The following is a 15,133-nucleotide window of genomic DNA, read 5'->3' as shown; positions in this document are numbered from 1 at the left end:
CATGGCAAGCGGTTGCCAAAAGTTGCCATAAATGCTCAGATTGAGTTCAACAGGATTCCGGGAACGAGTAGCCTTGGAAACCCCACATGGCCGGTTTTATCCCGGTCCGCGAGGAAGGCCCAGCGATGGCAGACCCAGCAACCACGGCGTCGTCAGTCCCGGCAGGCCTTGACGCGGGCACCCGGCGGGACCGCCCACCCACCATCCGGGACGTGGCAGAGCTCGCCGGAGTGGCCACCTCCACCGTGTCGCGGGCCCTCGCGCGGCCCGACCGGGTCAACCCGCGGACCCGGATCCGGATAGAGGAAGCTGCCGCGGAGCTCAATTACGTGCCCAGCTCCCAGGCCCGCGGCCTCAGTTCCGGACGGACCAACGCGGTGGCTGTCCTGGTCCCCGACATCACCAACCCGTTCTATTTCGACATCATCCGCGGCACACAGCACCAGCTCAAGGCGGCCGGCGTCACCCAGCTCCTGGTGGACACAGAGGAGTCCAGTGAGATGGAACTCGATGCCCTGCACAAGATGCGCAGGTCCGCGGACGGCTTTATCCTGGCCGCGTCACGCCTGACGGACGCCCAGCTTGCGGAGGTATCGCAGTCGCAGCCCCTAGTAACCTTCAACCGAGCCTCCACCAGTGCCCCTACGGTGATGATCGATACTCCCTCTGCCATCATCCAGGCCCTTGAGCACCTCGCCTCGCTGGGCCATCACAAAGTCTGCTATGTGGCCGGACCGCCCACCTCCTGGTCCAACCAGATGCGGTGGAAAGTCTTCGAGGAGGACGCGACCAAACGGGGTATGGAGGTCCACCGGATCGGCCCCTACGCCCCGAAGACCACGTCCGGCGCGGCGGCGGCGGATGCGGCCGTCAGGACGGGGGCAACGGCATGCATCGTCTTCAACGACCTGCTGGCCATCGGCATGCTCCAGCGCCTCCAGGCCCGCGGCATCCGGGTTCCTGCCGACATGAGCATCATTGGCTCGGACGACATCTTCGGCGCGGACTTCTGCAACCCTCCGTTGACCACGATCTCCAGCCCTATCGAGCAGGCCGGCAGGGTGGCCGTGTCCATGCTGCTGGCGCAGCTCAACCCGCTGTCCGGAAGTGCCAGCAGGCAGCTCGCCGTCATGCCAACGCACCTGACCGTCAGGGAATCAACAGGCCCAGCCCCGGCCTGATCAGCCCACCGTGAACGGCAGGACCAGACGGGACTGGTGGTGCGCGTCGCGGTAGATCTTGTGCGTGACCGGCCTGCCCACCGGGAGGTGGAAGGCGTCCGGCGGCAGCAGCGAGTTGTGTTCGTCCGCGAGCGGCTCACCGTTGGACAGCTCCACTACCAGCCGGTGCCCGAGGTTGAAGGTGTTGGCGAACGGGTAGAGGCGGACCACGTATTCCTCGATCCTCCCCGGCTCCACCGGAACCGCGCGGGTATGTGGATGGTAGGGGTTGCCCTCCGTGGTGCGGTCATCGAGTTCGCGGTGCGACGCCTTCAGGTAGCCGGTGGTGATGAGCTGCCGCTTCCCGTTCGGCGCTGCATCCCACAGGCGCAGGATGAAGTTGGTGTCCGGCTGGTCGATCTCGGCGAAGATGTGCGCCGCCCCGGTACCAATCATCTCGGCGGGTTCTTCAAACGTTTCGGTGCTCCAGCTGATGATCTGCACCTGGTCGGTGACCGTCAGCGGCGCCTGGTAGAAACCGTCGGGAGCCGCATGTTCGGTGCCCATCAACTCGGGTTCGGTGGAGAGCTTGTGCCGCGGGCGCAAGTAGAGGGCCCGGTAGTCAATGTCCCTGGGCGGCCACGCTTCGGCGGTAACCACGTCCCGGGAACCTTCCACGAAGACGGACACGGCGGGTTCGTCCATCACCCCGTTGTCGATGCCCTTGATCCAGTAGTCGTACCAGCGGAACATCTTGTCGTGCTCTTCGATGAAGGGCCGGGACTGCATGGGCGGGTACGGGCCAATGTCCAGCTTCTTCGGACCCTGGAGCGCGTTGAACAGCTCGATGGTGCCATCCAGCGTCCAGCCGCGGCCCTGGTCCAGCTGCAGCCACACCGGAATGTCGATGTTCGGGGCCAGGGTGATGGGATTGCGCTCTTCGTACCACTCGCCGTCGAGCCCGTTCATGACGATGTCGAACCACGCCTCGTGGTTCGTGGGGTAGTTCAGAACATGGACCAGGTTGGGCCAGGCGGCCACGTCCGGGTCCTGCAGCCGCTTGGCCACGAGCTCCTTGAGTTCCTCCGCGGAGTACTTCTCCACCATCCGGGATTTCACCCGGTCCGTGAAGGCCCAGCCGGAGTCCCCTCCCCTGCCCTCACGCGCAGCGCGGGGCATGAACCACATGACGCCGCCATGGTAGGTGGTCTCGTAGAAGTCATAGTGTCCGCCGGAGACGAAGATGGCCTTCAAATGCGGCGGCCGTTCGGCGGCGGCGAGGACCTGCATGGACCCGAAGTAGGAGATGCCCACCATGCCCACATTGCCGTCGCACCAGGGCTGGTCCGCCACCCACTCGATGAAGTCGTACGCGTCCTGGCCCAGGGACACTCCCCCGGCGTTGTAGTTGCCGATGTGCTCGCCGCCGGAATGTCCGGAACCGCGCAGGTCGCCGATGACGTGGACGTAGTCCTCCTTGACGATCCGGGCGATGTCGCCGGCTTCGATGCAGCCGTCCCACATGGGGCTGGGCCGGCGTTGCGGCGGGGTGGTCAGGGCCAGGGCCTGGAGCTCCTTGCCGTACGGGCTCAATGCCACCAGCGCGGGCCGTGGCTTGTCGCCAGCGCCCTGGTAGGCGTCGGCGGCAAGCTCAACCCCGTCCCGCATGGGGACGCGCAGGTCCTTGCGGACGGCAATTTTCTGCCCGCCGGCGTCGATGGTCTGGTACTCAGCCATGGTTGCGAACGCTCCTCTGGAAAGACGTGGTGGTGGACTGGGTGCGGTAGCCGTTCATCGTGGTGAAGAACGGTGACGGCTCAAGAGTGGGATCGCCGTCGTAACCAAGCTCCCGGGCAACCGGGGCGAAGGGCGAGTACGGGGACTGGGACTCCTGGAGGCCGTCGGCCAGGCAGCCGCAGGCGGCCTGGCCGACGTGCGCCTCGATGGCAAGGCTCTCCGTGAGGGCCTCGCGTGCTTGGCTCTCGTCCAGTTCCACACCGTAGGGCGTACCGTCCGAACGGCGGTACGGGTGCCCCAGGTACAGGTGCCGCGGGCGGACCTCGTCCCGAAGGTACTCCAGGCTGGAACGGTAGCCGGACGGATCCACGTACCCGGGGAATCCGTTGGCCGCACCGTGGACCTGCACGGCGTCTCCTACGAAGACGTCATCCTGCCCGTCGATGACGTAGGCCACCGACCCTGGGGTGTGGCCGGGAATTGAATGCACCGAGACCGTGACGTCACCGCCCAGGGAGAGGGTTTCACCGCCGCGCACCAGCATGGACGGTTCCATCTCCCCCGAGATGACGGCGTTGGCGGCGCCAATCTGCTTCGCTTCGCCGTCGGGGTCCTGCAGATACTGTCCCCGGCCGGATAGATACTCGTCCACGTGCGCCTGGCGTGCGCGGAGCATCGGAGCATCGGCTTCGTGGATGACCACCTTGGCCCGCCGGCCGGTGAGCTCCCACAGCGCGTGCGCGCCGCCGATGTGGTCGATGTGCCCATGGGTAAGCAGGATCCAGCGGACGTCCTCGATCCGGCGGCCGATCGCCTCCAGTGCCGGCGCCATTCCTTCCGCGGGGGACGACGCGATTCCGGTATCCACGATGGCCGGCTCCGGAGCATCAATGAAGAAGCTGTACAGGCCGAAGCGGCCCCACGGTGAGACCAGCGGATGGACAGCGACAGGTGTGGTCATTGCCCGGCCTCCGTTTTTACTGGTGAGCCGTTCAGGAACCCCGCCGTCTCTTCGAAGGCCCGGTGGTATTCCGGGAGCCAGGAGAAGTGCTGGACGAAGCCATGTCCGGCCCCGGCATACCGGCTGACGGTGGCGGGCACGCCGGCTTCCTCCAGCCGCCGGCCATACAGCTCGCCCTCATCCCGCAGGGGGTCGTGCTCGGCGGTGATGATGAGCGCCGCCGGAAGCCCGGTGAGGTCCCCGCGTTTGATGGGCGAGACCAGGGGATCGGCCGGATCCGCGCCGTTCTCGAGGTAGAAGGAGTTGAAAGGCTTCAAACCCGCAGTTTCGAGTCCATACCCCACGGCGTTCTCCCGCATCGAGGGGTACCGGTCTTCGTCAAAGTCCAGGTCAAGGGACGGGTAGAACATGACCTGGTGGGTGATCCGGTCGAACCCGGCGTCGTGGGCCTTGGCAGCGACGGCGGCCACGAAGGTTCCGCCCGAGCTGTCGCCAGCAATGGCGAGGTTCTTTCCGTCCCAGTCCAGGGTGTCGCCGTGCCCGGCGGCCCAGCGGACAACGCCGTAGCAGTCCTCGAGGCCCGCCGGAAAGGCGGACTCGGGGGCAAGCCGGTAGCCAACAGAGATGACCTTGTGGCCGGTTTCCTTGGCCAGGGCCCGCGCCACGTGGTCGTGGGTGTCCAGGCTGCCCAGGAAGAAGGCGCCTCCGTGGAAGTAGACCAGCAGGCCGTAGGCGTCGGTGTCGACTGGTGTGTAAATCCGAATGGGCACGTCGCCGGCCGGAGTCACGGCAGTGGCGTCTTCGACGGCGTGCAGCGGGAGCCGGTCCTCCAGCGGCGGAACCTGCGCTGCTTCGCCGGCACGCATGGCCTCAGGGTTCAACGGACCCGGTGGCGGCGGCGGGAGGGTGCCGAGGATCCTGGCAATTTCGGGATGCAGCGACATCGGCTCAGGCCTGTGCCACGGCGGCGGGCTGCTGGGACTTTGGCTTCTGGCCCGGGAAGACGTCGTTGACCTCTTCTTCGCTCCAGCCCTGGCGGGAGATGCGCTGCAGCTCGTCGGTGACGGGCTTGCGGGTTGCCTGGAACAAGGCCAATGCCTCCTTGACCGAGCCGGCCTGGGCCAGTGCGTCGGCCAGCGCTCCGGCGTCTTCAATGGCTGAGTTGGCGCCCTGGCCCTGGTGGTGGAGCATCGAATGGGCGGCGTCGCCCATCAGCACCACCGAGTCGGTGTGCCAGGTGTCCACGGGGTCGATGTCGTAGACGGCGCGAATGTTCACACTGTCCATGTCCAGGCCGCGGGCAATGCCGACGATGCGCTCGTCGAAGCCTTCCACCGTCTTCAGGAGGTCTTCCTTGGTGATGCTGGGCGCCCAGGTGCCGTCCGGGTTGAGGGCGGTGATGTCGAACGACATCTGGTTGCGGTGGCGCAGTGGCAGCAGGTAGACCTTGGTGCCCTTGCCGATGTACATGCGCAGGTTGTCGTCAGTCACCATGCCGTGGGCGTCGTCGGCCGAGATCACCACGCGGTAGGCATGCTCGCCGGAGAACACCGGGCCCTTGTCGCCGAAAAGCTGCTCGCGCACCGAAGACTTGATGCCGTCGGCGCCGACCACCAGGTCAGCCTCGGCGGTCTCGCCGTTGGCAAAGGTCAGGACGGAGCTGCCGCCCTTGTCCTCTATGCTCTCCAGCCTGTGGCCCAACTGCACCATGCCCTCGGGGAGGACACCGAGAAGGGCATCGATGAAGTCGCGGCGGTGGATGAGGTACGTGTGCTTCTCTTCGCCGAATTCCGGCCAGGTATCCTTCATGATCGGATCACCCGTGGCTGACAGGATTTCGAAGTAGTCGCTTGCCGTACTTACCTTGGCGATCGCGTCGAAGATGCCCCACTGGCGGAACCGGGCCATGGTGGCCGGGCGCAGGCCGATGCCTGCGCCGACCTCGCCCATCTGGGGAGCCTGCTCATAAACCTTGACATCTGCGCCAAGCAGGCTCAGTGCCTTGGCCGCGGCAGCGCCGCCGAAACCTGCGCCGATGATGGCGATCTTGAGGTTCTTGAGGTCTTCAGCCTTCATTGGATAAGTCTCTTTCGTGGGCCAGGCAAGGCCTGGGGAAGTGGGAGGAAGCGGTGGCCTGTGCGGGTCAGGCGTGGAGGGACAGGAAGTCGGCCGGGTTGTCCTGGAGCAGGAGTTTGAGGGTGGCGTCGTCGATGCCGGCGGCGCGCATGTCCGGGATCATGTCTTCGAAGATGTAGTTGATGGTGTGGCCCTTCACGCCGGGCCAGCCAAGGGGGCTGCAGTTGGCGTCGGCGGAGACCAGGAGCTTGTCCGCGTAGCCCTTGTTCACGAGCTTGACGAAGTGCTCCATGCGTTCGGCGCGCTTCCGGCCCCAGAAGGGCGGGTCGGGAAGTTCGAGGTCGTACCCGAAGGTGTCGAAGCCGATCCGGCCGCCCTGTTCGTAGATCCAGTCGTGCGGCGTGATGGGCGCGTTCAGGCCGTCGTCGGCGTGGCCGAACAGCACCCGGTCCAGCGGCAGGCCTTCTTCCTTGAAGATGGCCACGGCCGGTTCCGCGTCGATGGCCAGGTGGGTCAGGATCGGGGCTCCGGTGACGACGGCGGCACGGGCCGCGGCCCGGTAGATCCGCTTGTCCAGGTCCGTCATGCGTCCGCCGCGGCTGACGCCCACCTTGATGACGCCGGCCTTGGCGCCGGTATCGCCGATACCGACGGTGATTTCGTGGATGAAGACCTTGGCCAGGTAGTCAACCGTGGCGCGGGAAAAGTGGGGCAGCGCGGTGTCGCCGCCCACGAAGCCCGTGCAGGCCACGATGTTGACGCCGGTCTTCCGGGACAGGGACTTGTAGTAGTCGATGTCGCGGCCGTTGCAGATGCCGGTGGCGTCCACCATGGTGCCGCCGCCGTATTCACGGAACTTCCGGAGTTTGGGCACGGTTTCCTCGTAGGCCTGTTCCGGCGTCTTCCACCATTTGGTGTCCAGCTCGGATCCGGGCATGCCGTAGCCGATGTGTTCGTGGACGGCCACGATTTCAAGTTCTTCGGCCGGAATGGTTCCCAGCACTGTATTGACCTTGGTCATTGTTCTACCTCGGGTTTGGAGGGTGATGGAAGCGTGGTCAGCGGACTGCCAGCAGGGCGCGGGGGTTGTCCACGAGGATGCGCCGGGCATCGTCGTCGGCCAGGCCGCGGGCTTTAAGGAATGGAACGAACGTAGCCAGGACATGGCTGTAGGGAAGGTTGTATTCGGGCAGGCCCTTGGCCACTCCGATGGAATTGCCGGAAAGGATGATCTTGTCCGCATGGCCGGCACCGACGAGTTCCAGGACCAGTTCGGCCCGGCCGTGGTCCGTGAGGTAGCCGGGGTGGTCGTTGAGGCCGACGTGATCGATGCCCACGAAGGCGCCGCGCTCGGCCACTTTGCCTGCGGCGCCGGCGGCGTCGAGGCGGTCCAGGCCGCCAACCAGCACGCGGTCCGCGGGAAGCTGCTCGTCCAGGACGATGTCCAGGTCATGGAGGGCATCGGCGCCGAAGCGGATGGACACGGGCACGCCGGTTTCCCGGGCAGCCCGCGCGGATCCGCGGAAGAGGCTTTCCTCGGTGGGGGTCATGCCGGCCCGGTCAGCAGTTGTGGCGATCATTCCGGCAGCCGCGCGGCGTTCAACCCTCGGGACCACCATCCCGTCGGTGACTTCCTTGCCAAAGAGATCGCTGAACTTTTCGGCCGGCCATGGGGTGGGCGGGTTGGTCTGCGGCGTCAGGAAGTAGCCACCGAGCTCCTCCTCGGGCCCAAGGCCGGTGGAGGCGATGATGTGCACGCCGGTGGAGCGGGACAGTGCCTCGTACAGCTTGAGGTCCCTGCCGTGGAACATGCCGGTGCTGTCGACGATCGCCTGGCCCCCGTGCTGGCGGAAGTCGCTGAGCTTTTCGGCGAGCGCCGCAAAGATGTCCGCCCGGTCCATTGAAATATCGGGGGCATACTGGGCTCCCGGAAGGACTGACAGCAGCGCTTCATGAATGGCGATCACGCCCAGTTCAGAAGCGGGAACCGGTCCCAGGACCGTGTTGACGGTGCCCTGTTCCTGGGTGGGGACGGGGGCGCCATAAGAATTGGCGGCCGGATGGATGCTCACGAAGTTCTCCCTTGAATCCGGGTGCTTGAGTAGGGGTCCCGCCGAGCCCTCGCTCCGTTGCGGTGTAGCCAGCATCACACATTTCTTTACAGAGTGTCAAGGAAACTTTTATTGCGAATTTTCCTTGACACTGTGTAATGGATCACTACAGACTGTTGGAAATAACACTCAACTTCGCAATGGAACAAGGGAGTTTCATCGATGAGCCTGACCCCCACCGTTTCGAGCCGCGGCTCGGTACGTGCCACCTTTATCGCGGCCTACAGCGCCGTGACCCTCGCGCAAATCACCAATGCCCTCCCCGGCGCACTCAACGGAACCTTCGCCGTCGAATTCCGGACCTCCGGCGCCGGGCTGACCTGGATCGCCGGCATGTTCATGATGGGCATCGTTGTGTTCGAGCTCAGCTGGGGCCTGTTGGGTGACCTGTTCGGCCGCCGGAAGCTGCTGTACGCCGGCGCGGCCGTGAGCATCGCGGGATCCGTCCTGGCGGCACTGGCAGTCAACACGGAAATGATGATCGCGGCCCAGGCCGTGGGCGGCATCGGCGCCGGCATCCTCTTTCCCATCTCGCTCTCCATGATTGCGGCCATCACCCCGGACCACCGGGCGAGGGCCAAGGTCATCGCCACCTGGGCCGGTTTCCTGTCGCTGGGCGCGGTCATCTCGCCCATGCTGGCGGGCCTGACGTCACAGGCGTTCACCGTCCCGGGGCCCGCGGCAGGCTCACCCAATGCCTTCAGCGGCTGGCGGGTCGCCTACTACATCGCGGCCGTGATCGCCGTCGTGGTGCTGGTCATGGCCACCCGGGCGAAGGACTCCGCTGCCGCTGAAGGGCGGAAGCTCGACGTGCCCGGCCAGGCCACCCTGGCGCTGGGCCTGATTGCGGTGCTCTTTGCCACCGTGCAGGCGGTCGACGCCGGATTTGGCAGCGCCGAGGTCATCGCCAGCTACGTTGTGGGTGCTGCCCTCCTGGTTGCCTTCGTGGTGATCGAGACACGGACGCACCAGCCCCTGGTCCACCTGTCCCTGTTCCGGAACAGCGCCTACTTCATCACCGGAATCGTGGCCGTCACCGGCATGTTCGCCTTCCTGGCCGTCTGCTACAGCACCAGCGTCGCCGTGGGCGGCCTTGCCCTGGCTGAGGCCTGGAAGGTGGGCGTGCTGTTCGTCTTCATCCAGGGCCCGGCGTTCGCCTTCATTCCGGTGGTGGGCTGGCTGATCCACCATGTGGCACCACGGTGGGTGCTGACGGCCGGCTTCGGTTTCATGGCAGTCTCCGCCTTCTGGCTGTCCACCATCCCGCTGGGTGTCCCGGAGGCGTTCGGCGGGACACCGTGGACCGCGTTCATCCCGCCCCTGCTCCTGCTGGGCATCGGTTTCGCGCTCACTGTAGGCTCCATCACCGCAGTGGCCATCAACACCGTACCGCCGCAGCACATCGGCATGGCGTCCGCCACCACCAACCTGCTGCGCGACCTGGGCTTCGCCCTGGGCCCGGTGATCGGATCAGCCATCGCGTTCGGCGTTGGTGCCACCGCCTTCGCAGGCCCCCTGGCCGGAATCCTGGGCGGAGCGGGCCTTCCCGCCGAGGCCGTGGCCGGACTCTCGCACGTACCGCCGCTGGGTTACCTGTCCGGCTGGGACGGCGTCGTTGCCCAGTTCTCCGGCCAGGCCGCTGCGGGCGGTGCCCCCGCCCAGGCTGTGGACGGCATGGCGAAGGCCCTGGCCTCGGTCCAGCCCCAGATCCAGGGGGTAGCGGGAACGTCCCTGGGCCAGGGTTTCCAGGCGGTCTACCTCGCGGCGGGCATCGCCGCCGTCCTGTCCGCCGTCCTGACCCTTTTCATCAGCTCCCGCTCATCGGCCCCGACGGCCGATGCCATCGCCGAAACCACAGAAGCCAACGCCGAGGCCGTCCAGGCATGAACGGTCCAGGCCCGGAAACCCCATCTATCCGCAAGGAGACAACTGTGAACCCCATGGAATCCGATATCGACATCTGGGATGACGACATCACCGTGGACCCCTACCCCACCTACGCCGCACTGCGTGAACTGGGCGGCGTGGTCCACCTGCCGAAGAACAACCTCTACGCCGTCACCCGCTACGACCTCATCCGCGACGTCCTGGCGGATCCTGCATCCTTCTCATCCACCAGCCTCGGGTTCAACCCGATGGTGAACGAGGCTCTGCAGGGCACGTCGCTGGCCTCGGATCCGCCCATGCACACCCAGCTGCGGGCCACCCTCTCGGCGAACCTCACGCCCAGGGCCCTCCGCGGTCTCAAGGTGACCATTGACGAGAAGGCGGACAAACTCGTGGCCGAACTGGTGTCCACCGGCTCGTTTGAGGCAATCGATTCCCTGGCCCGCGCTTTCCCGCTGGACATCGTGGCGGACCTGATCGGGTTCGGCGGCCACGTCAAGGAGAACATGCTGCGCTGGGGCCAGGCGGCCATGCAGGTGATCGGCCCGCTGAACCACCGCACCCAGGAGAGCTTCCCCATCGCCGGCGAACTCTATGGCTGGTGCTCGTCGGTCACTGCGGAGGACCTGGCGCCCGGCTCCATCGGCCGGGGCATCTTCGACGCCGAAGCCCGCGGGGACATCCCCGAGGGCTCCGCAGGCCATATCATCCACCAATACCTGGGTGCCGGCGTCGACACCACCATCGCCTCCATCGGCAACATCGTGGCCCTGTTTGGCCGCCACCCGGAGCAGCTCGAGCTGGTCCGCAACAACCCCGAACTGGTTCCCGCGGCCTTCGCCGAGGTGCTTCGCTACTGGACTCCCCTGCACATCTGGGGCCGTACCACCACCCGCGAGGTGGAGCTCGACGGCGTGACCGTTCCGGCAGGCGCCCAGCTCGGCATCCTCCTGGGTGCCGGCAACAGGGACCACCGGCACTACGACAACCCGGACACCTTCGACGTGACCCGGAACCCGGTGGACCACCTTTCCTTCGGCTACGGTCCGCACGGCTGCGCCGGCCAGGGACTGGCACGCCTGGAAGGGCACGCCATCGTTGAAGCCCTGGCCCGGCGGGTGAAATCACTGTCCCTGGGCGACGGGTACCGGGTTCCGAGCAATATCACCAGGAGCTTCGAACAGCTCCAGGTACTGGAGGTGGAAGCAGCATGAGGATCGAACTGGACCGGCCGCGCTGTGAGGGCCACGGCCTCTGCGAGGAAGCAGCGCCGGCGCTGATGCACCTGGACGACGACGGCGAGCTGGTGATCGATGTCCCTGAAGTGGACGGGGACCAGGCCGTCGCGGCGGCCAAGGCCGCAGTCCGCGTCTGCCCCGTAGCAGCCCTGAGACTGGTGACGGTGTGACGGCACGGCGGATCGTCGTCGTCGGCAACGGCATCGCAGGCCTCACCGCGTGCGACTCGCTGCGGGCAGCGGGCTTCGACGGCGAGCTAACCGTGGTGGGCGCCGAGCGCCACTCCCCCTACAGCCGGCCCGCCCTGTCGAAGGCGCTGCTCCACGGCGGCGACGGGCTGGCGGCGCACGAGCTCCCCGCACCGACGCACGGCGCGGACGAGTTGCTGGGGGTCAGCGCCACAGGTCTCGATGCCGGGGCACGCGTGGTGAAGCTCGACGGCGGCGGGAGCTTGCCGTACGACGGGCTGGTGATCGCTTCCGGTTCCCGCGCCAGGCGGCTGGCCGGGAGCACAGAGGCAGGCTACGACGGCGAGCTGACCCTGCGCACCCTGGAGGACGCCGTCCGGCTGAAGGAACTGGTGGCCGGCCGGCCGTCGGTGATCGTGGTGGGCGGTGGTCCGCTCGGCATGGAGGTGGCGTCCGGCTGCCTGCACAGCGGCTGCGATGTCACCCTGGTCACCGAGGGCGAACCGCTGGTGCGGCAGCTGGGCAGTTACCTGTCCGGCATTTTCACCGCGGCGGCCCGCACGAGCGGGCTGCGGATCGTCAACGGCTCCAAGGCCCGGCTCATCCGGTCAGGGACCACCCCGCAGGTGGCGTTGGCCGACGGAACGGTCCTGGAAGCGGACCTGCTGGTCAGCGCGGTCGGCGACGAGCCGAACGTCGAATGGCTGGAAGGCTCCGGCCTGCTCACGGACGGCGTCCTGCGGGTCGATTCCCGCGGCCGCGTGCGCCCGGACATTGTCGCAGCCGGCGACGTGGCATTCTTTCCCACCCAGCGGGGACTGAGCCGGGTACCGCTGTGGACCAGTGCGATCGACCAGGCCAAGGCCGCCGCCGTCGGCCTCCTCTTGGGGGACGAGGCTCCGCCGCTGGAATTCCAGCCCTATTTCTGGACGGAAGCCTTTGGACTGTCGCTCAAATCGGTGGGCTTCACGCCCGTGGAGGGAACTCCGCACTTCCTGGAACAGGGCGCCGGCGCCGATTCGGCGCTGCTTCGGTGGGAGCACGCGGATGGTTCCGGAACAGCCGCGGCCATCAACTACCGCATCCCCATTCCCAAGCTGCGGCGGCTGGCCAACACGGGATCACAGGTGGCCCGGGCCGCCGAACCCGTGACGGCCTGAGGCCACCACCTCCGGTTCCAGCGCCCGGACTCCACGTTAGGATTGACGCTATGCCATCGCTGCGCGAAGCCCAGAAGCAGCTCACGCGGGACACCATCGTGGAACGGGCGCTGGAGCTTTTCACCAAAAAGGGCTACGCCGCGACCACCATTGATGAAATCGCCGCGTCAGCCGGAACCACCCGTGTGACCTTTTACGCGTACTACCCCACCCGCGCAGACTTGATGCGGGATTTCATGGCCCGGGTTAACGCGGTCCTGGAGCGCGCCGACGGACCCGACAGCGGATCAACCGCTCCGGACCTGGTGCAGGTGGTGCGGGACGGCAAGCTGGCCGGCATCCTGTCCTGGCTGGAATCCCGGGCAGCGCTGTGGCCGGTCTTCCGCCCCTACCTGGATGTCCTGGACGAGGCCGCGGCAGTGGACCCCGAGGTGCGCACCATGGTGGAACGCTGGCATGAGGAAGTCATCACGGACATGGTCCGCGGCATGCAGCTCGCCGGGCGCTTTGCCGCGGAAACCCGCCACATCCGCGGCACCCTGGCCTTCACTCAACTCGACTACGTGGCCACGCTGTGGACCCGCCGCAAGATGGAACCAAACCGCGAGCACGCACTGGAAGTACTGGCTGACAGCTGGTACCACCTGCTCTGCGACGAAGGCTGACCAGGTCAGCGGAAGCTAGGCCCGTTCTGTGATCCACGCACCAAGCTCGGCGGCAGTTTCCGCGGTGAGGGCGTGTCCGCCCGGGTCCTTGCGGGCGTGGGTGTCTGCCCCGGAGGCCCCCAGGAGGTAGTCCCACGTGCGGGCCAGCAGGTCAGCCGGGATGACGGTGTCGGCTTCACCGTGGGCCAGGAACACCGGGGCGCCGGCAAGCCGGTCGGGCGACGTCGGGACGCCAGCCTCGAACGGCAGCGTCCCGTAAAGGACGGCGGTGCCCGCGAAACGCTGCGGATCAGCCAGCAGCAGCCCGCCGGCGAACGCCGCACCGCCACTGAAGCCAACCAGGATCACCGGCCGTCCTTCCGGCGCGATCGGCTCCAGCCAGGTCCGGAACCATTCCATAGTTTGGGCCAGCGACTCGGCGACGGGCCGGCCTGTCCCCCGGTTCGCGAACCAGGCGAACCCGCCCCCTGCCGGGATCGGCGCCCGGACAGCTGCGTAGGAGGGGCCGGCGGGAAGGTGGTTGGCCAGTCCGATGATTCCCGATTCATCCGATCCGCGCCCGTGCAGCAGCACCACGAGCGGGCGGTTGGGATCGTCGGGGCTCTGCCAGGCGACGGTAAGTTCGGCGAACGGTGCGTGCATATCGTGTCCTCGGTGTTGGTGGTGGAAATGGCTTGGGTCAGGCGGGGGCCGGGGCCCCGATTTCCCGGTTGACTGCGGGCATGATCTCGGTGGCGAGCAGCTCGATGGAACGCGCCGTTTCGGCGAACGGCAGCCCGCCCAGTCCGATCTGGGCCATGTACCGGCTGGTGCCCAAGGCCTCGTGGATAGCCAGGATCTTCTCCACCACCTGCTGCGGGCTCCCCACCAGCAGGCCGCCGCCGGGTTCGGACCAGTCATCGAAGGTTGAACGCGGGAAATGGTCCACGGGCCGGGGCATGTTCTGTTCGAAATATGCCCGGTAATAGGGATAGAAGGTATCGCGTGCCTGCTGGGAGGTGGGCGCCACGTAGAAGTGGCCGCCGGCACCCACCGGCAGGGCGGCGGCGTCATGCCCGGTCTCGGCAGCGGTGTGCCGGTACAGCTCCACCAGGCGGCGGAACCTTTCGGGTCCGGACAGCAGCGCGACAAACAAGGGCAGGCCCAGGCGACCGGCGCGGGCAAAGCTGGCCGGCGTGCCACCCACTCCCACCCAGACGGGAAGCTGTTCCTGCAGCGGCCGCGGGGCAATGTCCATGCCGGGGATTGTCTGGGTCAATGTGCCCTGCCACGTCAGGGTGGCGTTGTCCCGAAGCTCCAGCAGCATGCGCAGCTTTTCGTCGAAGAGGGCGTCGTAATCGGCGGTGTCGTAGCCGAACAGTGGGTAGGACTCGATGAACGCGCCGCGCCCGGCGATGATCTCGGCGCGGCCGCCGGATATGAGGTCCAGGGTGGCGAACTGTTCGAAGAGCCGCACCGGGTCCTGGGTGGAGAGGACGGTAACGGCGGTGCCCAGCCTCAGGTTGGTGGTCTCGCGGGCAACCGCGGCCAGCACCATTTCGGGGGCGGACAAGGCGAAGTCGCTGCGGTGGTGCTCGCCCAGGCCCAGGAAGCTGATGCCCGCCTGGTCGGCCAGCTTGGCCAGCCCAATGATTTCTTCCAGCCGCTGGTGCGGCGACTGGGCGCGCCCGGTTATTCCGTCGCGGGATAGTTCACCAAAGGTAAAAATGCCGAAGTCCACATTGGTTGAACATTCAACTTTGCAGAAATATTCCGAAGCTGCTCCGGCCGCCCGATCCCCGGACCTGCCCCGGGCCCGCGAATAGGTACGGGCCTGCACCCTCAGGGCCTCCGCTCCGGACGCGATGCACCAGGGGGTCCCTATTACCTGCCCGTAGCATAGCGGCCCGTTTCGGCGCCGGAGCATACTTGACCCGCCACTCGCATTGATGGACGAAAGAGACGTCCCAC

At 66.8% G+C, this 15,133-nt stretch carries 14 protein-coding genes; 6 read left to right on the top strand and 8 right to left on the bottom strand.

The window, feature by feature from the left end:
* Nucleotides 1–125: 125 nt before the first annotated feature.
* On the top strand, nucleotides 126–1,181 hold the full coding sequence (locus LDO22_RS17275; protein ID WP_224024857.1) for a LacI family DNA-binding transcriptional regulator: 1,056 nt from the start codon (nucleotides 126–128) through the stop codon (nucleotides 1,179–1,181).
* Here LDO22_RS17275 and LDO22_RS17270 read toward each other — a convergent pair whose 3' ends face one another.
* The 6 genes from LDO22_RS17270 to LDO22_RS17245 all read right to left on the bottom strand — a co-directional run bounded on the left by LDO22_RS17270 (nucleotide 1,182) and on the right by LDO22_RS17245 (nucleotide 8,006).
* Nucleotides 1,182–2,897 (bottom strand): CocE/NonD family hydrolase, encoded by a 1,716-nt coding sequence (locus LDO22_RS17270; protein ID WP_224024855.1) that lies wholly within the window; start codon nucleotides 2,895–2,897, stop codon nucleotides 1,182–1,184. It abuts the gene before it with no gap.
* On the bottom strand, nucleotides 2,890–3,858 hold the full coding sequence (locus LDO22_RS17265) for an MBL fold metallo-hydrolase (RefSeq protein WP_224024853.1): 969 nt from the start codon (nucleotides 3,856–3,858) through the stop codon (nucleotides 2,890–2,892). The genes LDO22_RS17270 and LDO22_RS17265 overlap by 8 nt, the downstream gene beginning before the upstream one ends.
* Entirely contained in the window at nucleotides 3,855–4,802 is a 948-nt protein-coding gene (locus tag LDO22_RS17260) for an alpha/beta hydrolase (protein ID WP_224024851.1), read from the bottom strand. The genes LDO22_RS17265 and LDO22_RS17260 overlap by 4 nt, the downstream gene beginning before the upstream one ends.
* 4 nt (nucleotides 4,803–4,806) lie before the next feature.
* Nucleotides 4,807–5,934, bottom strand: coding sequence for an NAD(P)/FAD-dependent oxidoreductase (locus LDO22_RS17255; RefSeq protein ID WP_224024849.1), 1,128 nt, complete (start codon nucleotides 5,932–5,934; stop codon nucleotides 4,807–4,809).
* A 67-nt stretch (nucleotides 5,935–6,001) separates the two neighbouring features.
* Nucleotides 6,002–6,955 (bottom strand): phosphotriesterase, encoded by a 954-nt coding sequence (locus tag LDO22_RS17250; protein ID WP_159633033.1) that lies wholly within the window; start codon nucleotides 6,953–6,955, stop codon nucleotides 6,002–6,004.
* Between the two features lie 37 nt (nucleotides 6,956–6,992).
* Nucleotides 6,993–8,006: a phosphotriesterase gene (locus LDO22_RS17245; RefSeq protein ID WP_224024847.1), complete on the bottom strand. Its 1,014-nt coding sequence runs from the start codon at nucleotides 8,004–8,006 to the stop codon at nucleotides 6,993–6,995.
* A gap of 201 nt (nucleotides 8,007–8,207) precedes the next feature.
* On the opposite strand from LDO22_RS17245, the gene LDO22_RS17240 reads away from it, so the two are divergent.
* Genes LDO22_RS17240 through LDO22_RS17220 form a run of 5 tightly spaced genes read left to right on the top strand, consistent with a single transcriptional unit; the run spans nucleotide 8,208 to nucleotide 13,183 of the window.
* The gene (locus LDO22_RS17240) at nucleotides 8,208–9,932 is read left to right on the top strand and encodes an MFS transporter (RefSeq protein ID WP_159633037.1); all 1,725 of its coding nucleotides are present in this window, start codon (nucleotides 8,208–8,210) and stop codon (nucleotides 9,930–9,932) included.
* A 53-nt stretch (nucleotides 9,933–9,985) separates the two neighbouring features.
* A complete protein-coding gene (locus tag LDO22_RS17235; RefSeq protein ID WP_159635789.1) occupies nucleotides 9,986–11,146 on the top strand; it encodes a cytochrome P450 in 1,161 nt (386 codons plus the stop codon).
* Nucleotides 11,143–11,340 carry a ferredoxin gene (locus tag LDO22_RS17230; protein WP_159633040.1) on the top strand — a complete coding sequence of 66 codons (198 nt, stop codon included), beginning with the start codon at nucleotides 11,143–11,145 and terminating at the stop codon, nucleotides 11,338–11,340. Before LDO22_RS17235 ends, LDO22_RS17230 begins: the two co-directional genes overlap by 4 nt.
* Nucleotides 11,337–12,518, top strand: coding sequence for an FAD-dependent oxidoreductase (locus tag LDO22_RS17225; protein WP_224024845.1), 1,182 nt, complete (start codon nucleotides 11,337–11,339; stop codon nucleotides 12,516–12,518). Before LDO22_RS17230 ends, LDO22_RS17225 begins: the two co-directional genes overlap by 4 nt.
* Nucleotides 12,519–12,568: 50 nt before the next feature.
* The gene (locus LDO22_RS17220; RefSeq protein WP_159633046.1) at nucleotides 12,569–13,183 is read left to right on the top strand and encodes a TetR/AcrR family transcriptional regulator; all 615 of its coding nucleotides are present in this window, start codon (nucleotides 12,569–12,571) and stop codon (nucleotides 13,181–13,183) included.
* Nucleotides 13,184–13,198: 15 nt separating this feature from the next.
* Here the strand turns inward: LDO22_RS17220 and LDO22_RS17215 are convergent, their stop codons facing one another.
* Complete coding sequence (locus tag LDO22_RS17215) at nucleotides 13,199–13,825, bottom strand: serine esterase (RefSeq protein WP_224024842.1); 627 nt, start codon at nucleotides 13,823–13,825, stop codon at nucleotides 13,199–13,201.
* A gap of 37 nt (nucleotides 13,826–13,862) precedes the next feature.
* On the bottom strand, nucleotides 13,863–14,903 hold the full coding sequence (locus LDO22_RS17210) for an LLM class flavin-dependent oxidoreductase (protein WP_224024840.1): 1,041 nt from the start codon (nucleotides 14,901–14,903) through the stop codon (nucleotides 13,863–13,865).
* Nucleotides 14,904–15,133: the final 230 nt, after the last annotated feature.

This window comes from Arthrobacter sp. NicSoilC5 (genome assembly GCF_019977395.1).
Taxonomy (GTDB): domain Bacteria; phylum Actinomycetota; class Actinomycetes; order Actinomycetales; family Micrococcaceae; genus Arthrobacter.
This window is presented reverse-complemented; position numbering and strand designations above follow the sequence as displayed.

Excerpts from the sequence above, each read along its gene's own strand:
- LDO22_RS17270 (WP_224024855.1), bottom strand. The coding sequence starts at position 2,897 with ATGGCTGAGTACCAGACCATCGACGCCGGCGGGCAGAAAATTGCCGTC.
- LDO22_RS17255 (WP_224024849.1), bottom strand. The coding sequence starts at position 5,934 with ATGAAGGCTGAAGACCTCAAGAACCTCAAGATCGCCATCATCGGCGCA.
- LDO22_RS17220 (WP_159633046.1), top strand. The coding sequence starts at position 12,569 with ATGCCATCGCTGCGCGAAGCCCAGAAGCAGCTCACGCGGGACACCATC.
- LDO22_RS17215 (WP_224024842.1), bottom strand. The coding sequence starts at position 13,825 with ATGCACGCACCGTTCGCCGAACTTACCGTCGCCTGGCAGAGCCCCGAC.
- LDO22_RS17260 (WP_224024851.1), bottom strand. The coding sequence starts at position 4,802 with ATGTCGCTGCATCCCGAAATTGCCAGGATCCTCGGCACCCTCCCGCCG.
- LDO22_RS17235 (WP_159635789.1), top strand. The coding sequence starts at position 9,986 with ATGGAATCCGATATCGACATCTGGGATGACGACATCACCGTGGACCCC.
- LDO22_RS17230 (WP_159633040.1), top strand. The coding sequence starts at position 11,143 with ATGAGGATCGAACTGGACCGGCCGCGCTGTGAGGGCCACGGCCTCTGC.
- LDO22_RS17265 (WP_224024853.1), bottom strand. The coding sequence starts at position 3,858 with ATGACCACACCTGTCGCTGTCCATCCGCTGGTCTCACCGTGGGGCCGC.
- LDO22_RS17240 (WP_159633037.1), top strand. The coding sequence starts at position 8,208 with ATGAGCCTGACCCCCACCGTTTCGAGCCGCGGCTCGGTACGTGCCACC.
- LDO22_RS17275 (WP_224024857.1), top strand. The coding sequence starts at position 126 with ATGGCAGACCCAGCAACCACGGCGTCGTCAGTCCCGGCAGGCCTTGAC.
- LDO22_RS17250 (WP_159633033.1), bottom strand. The coding sequence starts at position 6,955 with ATGACCAAGGTCAATACAGTGCTGGGAACCATTCCGGCCGAAGAACTT.